The sequence below is a fragment of the bacterium genome (assembly GCA_026398675.1).
Classification (GTDB): domain Bacteria; phylum RBG-13-66-14; class RBG-13-66-14; order RBG-13-66-14; family RBG-13-66-14; genus RBG-13-66-14.
This window is the reverse complement of the sequence record JAPLSK010000338.1, coordinates 1-5,242: the sequence shown is the minus strand read 5'-3', so window position 1 is coordinate 5,242 and position 5,242 is coordinate 1. Positions and strand designations below refer to the sequence as shown.

The following is a 5,242-nucleotide window of genomic DNA, read 5'->3' as shown; positions in this document are numbered from 1 at the left end:
CTGGTGATTCCCCCCGAGGGGGGAAGAAGGAAGGGCAAGGGGTTTAAACCCCTTGTCTCTGTCTCCGGCGTAGTATAATGGGGCCGAGGCTCCTTTTTGGTATCACCATGACCAAACCGCTCATCGTGATCGCCGCTCTAGCCCTGACCGCGGCGCTCTCCCTGGTCATCGCCACCGTGACGGACGACGGCCCCGTGCTGACCGTCGTCGTCACCAGCGACACCTGGGGGGAGCTGGCCACCTGTGGGTGACCGGCCAACCGGTTGGGCGGGCTGGCGGAGAGAGCCAGCCTGATTAAAAGCCTGCGCGAAGAGGACCCCGACCTGATTCTCGTGGACACCGGGGACCTCTTCGGCGTGGACGACAAGCCCCGCAAGGCGGAGGCGGTGCTTGACGTATACCTTTTGGCCGCCTACGACCTCATCGCCCTGGGCGACCAGGACCTGTTGGGCGGAGAGATGACGCCGGCCCGGCTCCTGGGGGAGCTCCCCTTCGCCTGCGCCAACCTAACCCCCCTGGAGAAAGACCGGCCCCCCTTCCCGGCGACGCTCATCCTGGAACGCGGCGGGGTGAAGGTCGGCCTCGCGGCGGTGATTCACCCCGACTGTTTCGCCACCGGCCCCGACCTGGCCGCGTTGGGCTACGGGGTGTCGGACTGGCGGGAGCCGCTGCGGGAGGCGGTTGCGAGTCTCCAGGCGGCGGGCTGCGACATCGTCATCGTTCTTTCGCATCTGGGCGTGCCCGGCGAGGTGGAAATCGCGGAAAATTTCCCCCAGGTGGACCTGGTCGGCGGCGGTCATTCGGGGCTCTTCCGGCGGGAGCCGGAGCTCTCCTACACGACACCCATCGTCTGGCCCGGCCGGAAGGGGCGCTACGTGGGCGTCGTCCGGCTGAGTCTCGACCCCGACACCCTCGGGCGGCTGGTATCCTACGAGGCGATCCCCGTGGACGGCGAGGTGCTCGAGGTGGACCCGGCGACGCGCGCCGTCATCCTGGCCTACGAACAGGAACGGTACGCGGACTGGCTGGAGCGCTTCTACAAGCCCGAAGGCGAGTACGCCTGGCACGGGGCGGATTACTGCGGCGCCTGCCACGCGGACCAGTACGCCCAGTGGTCCTCCACCCCCCACGCCCACGCCTGGGAGTCCCTCGTCGCCACGGGGGACGACCGGAACCTGGAGTGCATCCGGTGCCACTCCACGGGCTTCGGCCGGCCCGGCGGCTTCGGCAGCGTCGAGCTCACGCCGGACCTCACCGAGGTCGGCTGCCAGATGTGCCACGAGACCCCGGCGGAGCACCCGTCGGGCGAGCGGCCGCCCGCGGTCGAGGCGCGCGTCTGCGCCCAATGCCACAAACCGGGCTACGACGACGACTTCAGCTTTTCCCGGGACGCGGAGCTCATCAACCACTAGAAGGCAAGGGGTTTAACCGAGCAAAGCGAGCTATGCCCCTGGCAAAACCCCTTGTCTCCATTTTTCAGAGGTTGCCGATGGATGAGGAGAAGGTCGTGCGGGCGGTGGACCGGGCCCGCGAGCTTTTCGCCGAGGAAGGCTACAACTGCACCATGGCCGTCATGTCGGCGCTGTTGGAGCTGGCCGACGGCGACCCGCTGGACTACCTCGCCCTGGCCGCCCCCTTTGGCGCCGGAACCGCCCGCGCGGGCCTGACCTGCGGTGCGCTGACGGGCGCGGTCATGGCGCTGGGGATGCTGAAAGGCCCCAAAGTTTACAAGGACCGGGAGGCGAAGGAGGAGGCCTACAGGCTATCCGCGCCAGTGGTGGAAGACTTCGTGAAGCGGATGGGGTCCGCCCTCTGCGCGGACATCACCGGGGTGGACCTCGCCGACAAGGAGGGGCGGCGCAGGTTCGTGGAGCTCAACGTCCAGGAACTGAAGTGCGTCCCCGCGGTGGAGCTGGCCGCGCGTCTGGGCGCCGAGGTCATCCTTTTGCCGGGGGCATAACTCGCTAAAGCTCGGTTCGGATTGAGTCGTCATGCGCGTGCGGATTGTCATCCTTCAACTTCTGACGGCGACGGCCCTGGCCGCCGGCACCCTCGACCCCTCTCTCGAGGCGGAGCTCGACCGCGATCCGGCCTCGCTCACGCCCGTGGTGGTCGTGCTCGCCGAGCGCCCCGCCGACCTTCACCTGGACCGTTACGCAACAGCCCTCGCCCCCGAAGAACGGCGGGCCGCCCGGTGGGCCCTCCTCGAAGAGATGTGCGGGCGGTCCCAGTCGCCGGTCCTCGATTTCCTCTACCAGGCCGAGGCGCCGGGGCTGGCGGAGGACATCCGGCCCCTCGTTCTATTGAACGCCGTGGGGGCCCGGGTTACGGCCGAAATCGCCCGGGAGCTGGCCGACCTTCCCGGCGTGGACCGCGTCGCCCTCTGCTCCACCACCGACGACGCCCTGTGTTCCTCCGCCGACATCACCTGGAACGTGAGCCGCGTGGAGGCCCCGCTTGTCTGGGACGCGCCCTACGGCTACACCGGCGACGGGGTGGTGGTGGCCGTGGTGGACACCGGCTGCGACTTCGAGCACCCCGACCTGGCCGATCACCCCTGGGTCAATCTGGGCGAGATTCCGGGCAACGGCCTCGACGACGACGCCAACGGCTACGTTGACGACGTCAACGGCTGGGACTTCTACTACGACGACGGCACCGTGCTAGGTCCCGAGGACGGCCACGGGAGCCACGTGGCGGGCATCGTGGCCGGCGACGGCAGCGCCGGGTCCCAGACCGGCGTGGCCCCCGACGCCCGCATCATGGCAGTGAAGGTCTTCTCCGACACCGGGCGCGGCACGGAATACATCACCTGGGACGGGATGGACTACGCGGTGGAGATGGGCGCCGACGTCCTCAACCTGAGCTTCGGCTGGTACCAGAATCAGACCCACAACCAGCCGCTATGGCGCGATGTGTGCCGGACCACCCTGGAGCTGGGCGCGGTGATAGTGGCCGCGGCGGGGAACGAGGGCGACAAGACGGAGCAGTACCCCCCGCCCGATAACATCCGCACCCCGGGCGATGTGCCGGAGATAATCACCGTCGGCGCCACCGAGAGCGCGGACGGGGTCTCCTTCTTTTCCAGCATCGGCCCCGTGGAGTGGGCCTTCGACCCGCCCTACGACGACTGGCCCTACCCGCCGGGCTGCATCAAGCCGGACATCTGCGCGCCGGGCGGGACGGTCAATCCCGGCGAGGGCATCAAGAGCATAGACGGCCGCCGGGGGGGCTACATCAACATGGAGGGCACCTCCATGTCCACGCCCCACGTGGCGGGGGCCGTCGCCCTCTTGCTCCAGGCCGACCCCTCACTGACGCCCCAGGAGGTGAAGGACTACCTGGAGCTCTCCGCCCTGGACCTGGGCGAGGCGGGCAAGGACAACTACGCGGGCTACGGCCGGCTTCAGTGCCTTTTGGCCCTGTTGGCGATGCAGGCCGGCCTGCGGTTCACCGATTTCGGCCTTACCCAGGATGCCGACGGCGTCCTGGCGTACTGGACGCTCACCCGGTCCGACCTCGTGGAGGGATACCGCCTCTACAGGAAGGTGGACTTGGGTTTATGGGAGCCGTTGAACACGGATTCCGTCGCGACGGGCCCCTACCTGGACCGCGAGGTCGAGTGGGGCAGACAGTACGCCTACCGCGTCGTGGCCCTCGTTTCCGGGGGCGGGGAGCTCTCCCGCGGGCCGGAGACGCTCGTCTACGGCCAGGGAATGCCCACGCCGCGGGCGGTGCTCGGCCATCCTTACCCCTCCCCCGCCGACGGCGTGGTGAACTTCGTGTTGATGTTCCCCATAGACGCCCGAGTGGAGCTCACGGTCTATGATCTCGCGGGCCGACGCGTGGCCCGACCCTACTCCGGAGAGCACGCCGCCGGACGGGAGACGGTCACCCTGACGACCGACGGCCTGGCTCCGGGGGTATACCTGGCGGAGCTCACCGATAAAACGAGCGGGGCTGGCTCACTACAGCGTTTCGTGATCGCCCGCTGATCCTCTCCATTTTTTAAGGCAAGGGGTGGAACAAGGGGTTTAAACCCCTTGTCTCCATCCAGGAGGTCGAAAATGCGGAAACATGTTTGGTTCCTTATAGCACTGGTCTGCCTCATCCCCCTCGCCTGCGGGGAGGAGAAGGCACCGTCCGATGGCACCGACGGCGGGGAGGTCGTGACCGCGCCCGCGCGCCGCGACGTCAACCTGGAGCGATTCGGCGTCACCTTCAGCGTCGCCAACGACCTCTGGGACGATGGCGAGCTCATCCAGGACCCGGCCAACGACTCCGACACCGCCATGCTCCTCTCGCCCAAGACCGGGGCCTACCTGTCGGTCTTCTGCCAGAACCGAGGGCAGGAGCTCACCGTGGAGGACCGCGACCTGGCCCTGGAGGACAAGCTCTGGGAGCTGGAACCGTCTTTCCCCGATATGACGGAGGTGGGACGGGAGCAGGTGGACCTCTCCGGTATCAAGGCCGTCCGCGTCGAGTTCACCTTCAACGTCGAGGATACGCCGTGGCGCGCCTGGGACTGGACGCTGGTCAAGGGGCAGACGCTCTGCGGTATCCAATTCGCCGCGTCGCAGAAGGACTGGAAGAGCCTGATGGGGGAACTGGACGCCGTGCTGGCGTCCTTCGAGATGACCGGGGCGGAGGTAAAGGCGCCGCTCGCGGGTTGATTCCCACCCCAGCTTTGTGCTAGGCTTCTCCCCTCCTGGGGCGTCGTCTAGTGGCAGGACAGCAGACTCTGGATTTGCTTACGGTGGTTCGAATCCATCCGCCCCAGCCAAGAGGCCGAAGCGGGCCGGGCAGTGTCCTATACACTCAGACAAGGGGCTTAAGCCCCTTGCCCCTTCCCGACGCACGCGACCGACGCGTGAACCGAGCGAACCGAGCTACGCCCCCGGCGAACCGAGTTATGCCCCCGGCAAAAGGAGTTGACAAGACCGGCCCGTTTAAGTTACAAAGGCGTTGCTCTGGCGGCATCGTCTAGTGGTTAGGACGCGTGGTTCTCAGCCATGCAACCGGGGTTCGATTCCCCGTGCCGCTGCCACCTATACCAACAGTAGAGCCTGATTCCAGGCTCTCTTTGTTTATAAGTACGGGATTCCAGTGGATTTTCAGGTGCGCGGTCTTCGAGCCGCGCTTTTCTTTTTGGCAGACGTAGATGCGGACCACGAACATCCTCAGGAGATTCACGACCTCTTTTTGAGATTTCTCGATGTCGAGCTTGTTCAACTCCTCCCGG

General features: G+C 66.8%; 5 protein-coding genes and 2 tRNA genes. All 7 read left to right on the top strand.

Annotated elements, in window-relative coordinates:
- Window positions 1-107: 107 nt before the first annotated feature.
- On the top strand, window positions 108-251 hold the full coding sequence (locus tag NTW26_09940; GenBank protein MCX7022571.1) for a hypothetical protein: 144 nt from the start codon (window positions 108-110) through the stop codon (window positions 249-251).
- Window positions 252-263: 12 nt separating this feature from the next.
- Window positions 264-1,412 carry a multiheme c-type cytochrome gene (locus NTW26_09935; GenBank protein ID MCX7022570.1) on the top strand — a complete coding sequence of 383 codons (1,149 nt, stop codon included), beginning with the start codon at window positions 264-266 and terminating at the stop codon, window positions 1,410-1,412.
- A 77-nt stretch (window positions 1,413-1,489) separates the two neighbouring features.
- Entirely contained in the window at window positions 1,490-1,960 is a 471-nt protein-coding gene (locus NTW26_09930; protein MCX7022569.1) for a C-GCAxxG-C-C family protein, read from the top strand.
- Between the two features lie 31 nt (window positions 1,961-1,991).
- Entirely contained in the window at window positions 1,992-3,995 is a 2,004-nt protein-coding gene (locus tag NTW26_09925; GenBank protein ID MCX7022568.1) for a S8 family serine peptidase, read from the top strand.
- A 72-nt stretch (window positions 3,996-4,067) separates the two neighbouring features.
- Complete coding sequence (locus NTW26_09920; GenBank protein MCX7022567.1) at window positions 4,068-4,673, top strand: hypothetical protein; 606 nt, start codon at window positions 4,068-4,070, stop codon at window positions 4,671-4,673.
- 36 nt (window positions 4,674-4,709) lie between these two features.
- Window positions 4,710-4,783 (top strand) — tRNA-Gln (locus tag NTW26_09915).
- A 189-nt stretch (window positions 4,784-4,972) separates the two neighbouring features.
- Window positions 4,973-5,047 (top strand) — tRNA-Glu (locus NTW26_09910).
- Window positions 5,048-5,242: the final 195 nt, after the last annotated feature.

Coding starts and splice junctions, on each gene's coding strand:
- NTW26_09930 (MCX7022569.1), top strand. CDS start 1,490: ATGGATGAGGAGAAGGTCGTGCGGGCGGTGGACCGGGCCCGCGAGCTT.
- NTW26_09920 (MCX7022567.1), top strand. CDS start 4,068: ATGCGGAAACATGTTTGGTTCCTTATAGCACTGGTCTGCCTCATCCCC.
- NTW26_09940 (MCX7022571.1), top strand. CDS start 108: ATGACCAAACCGCTCATCGTGATCGCCGCTCTAGCCCTGACCGCGGCG.
- NTW26_09925 (MCX7022568.1), top strand. CDS start 1,992: ATGCGCGTGCGGATTGTCATCCTTCAACTTCTGACGGCGACGGCCCTG.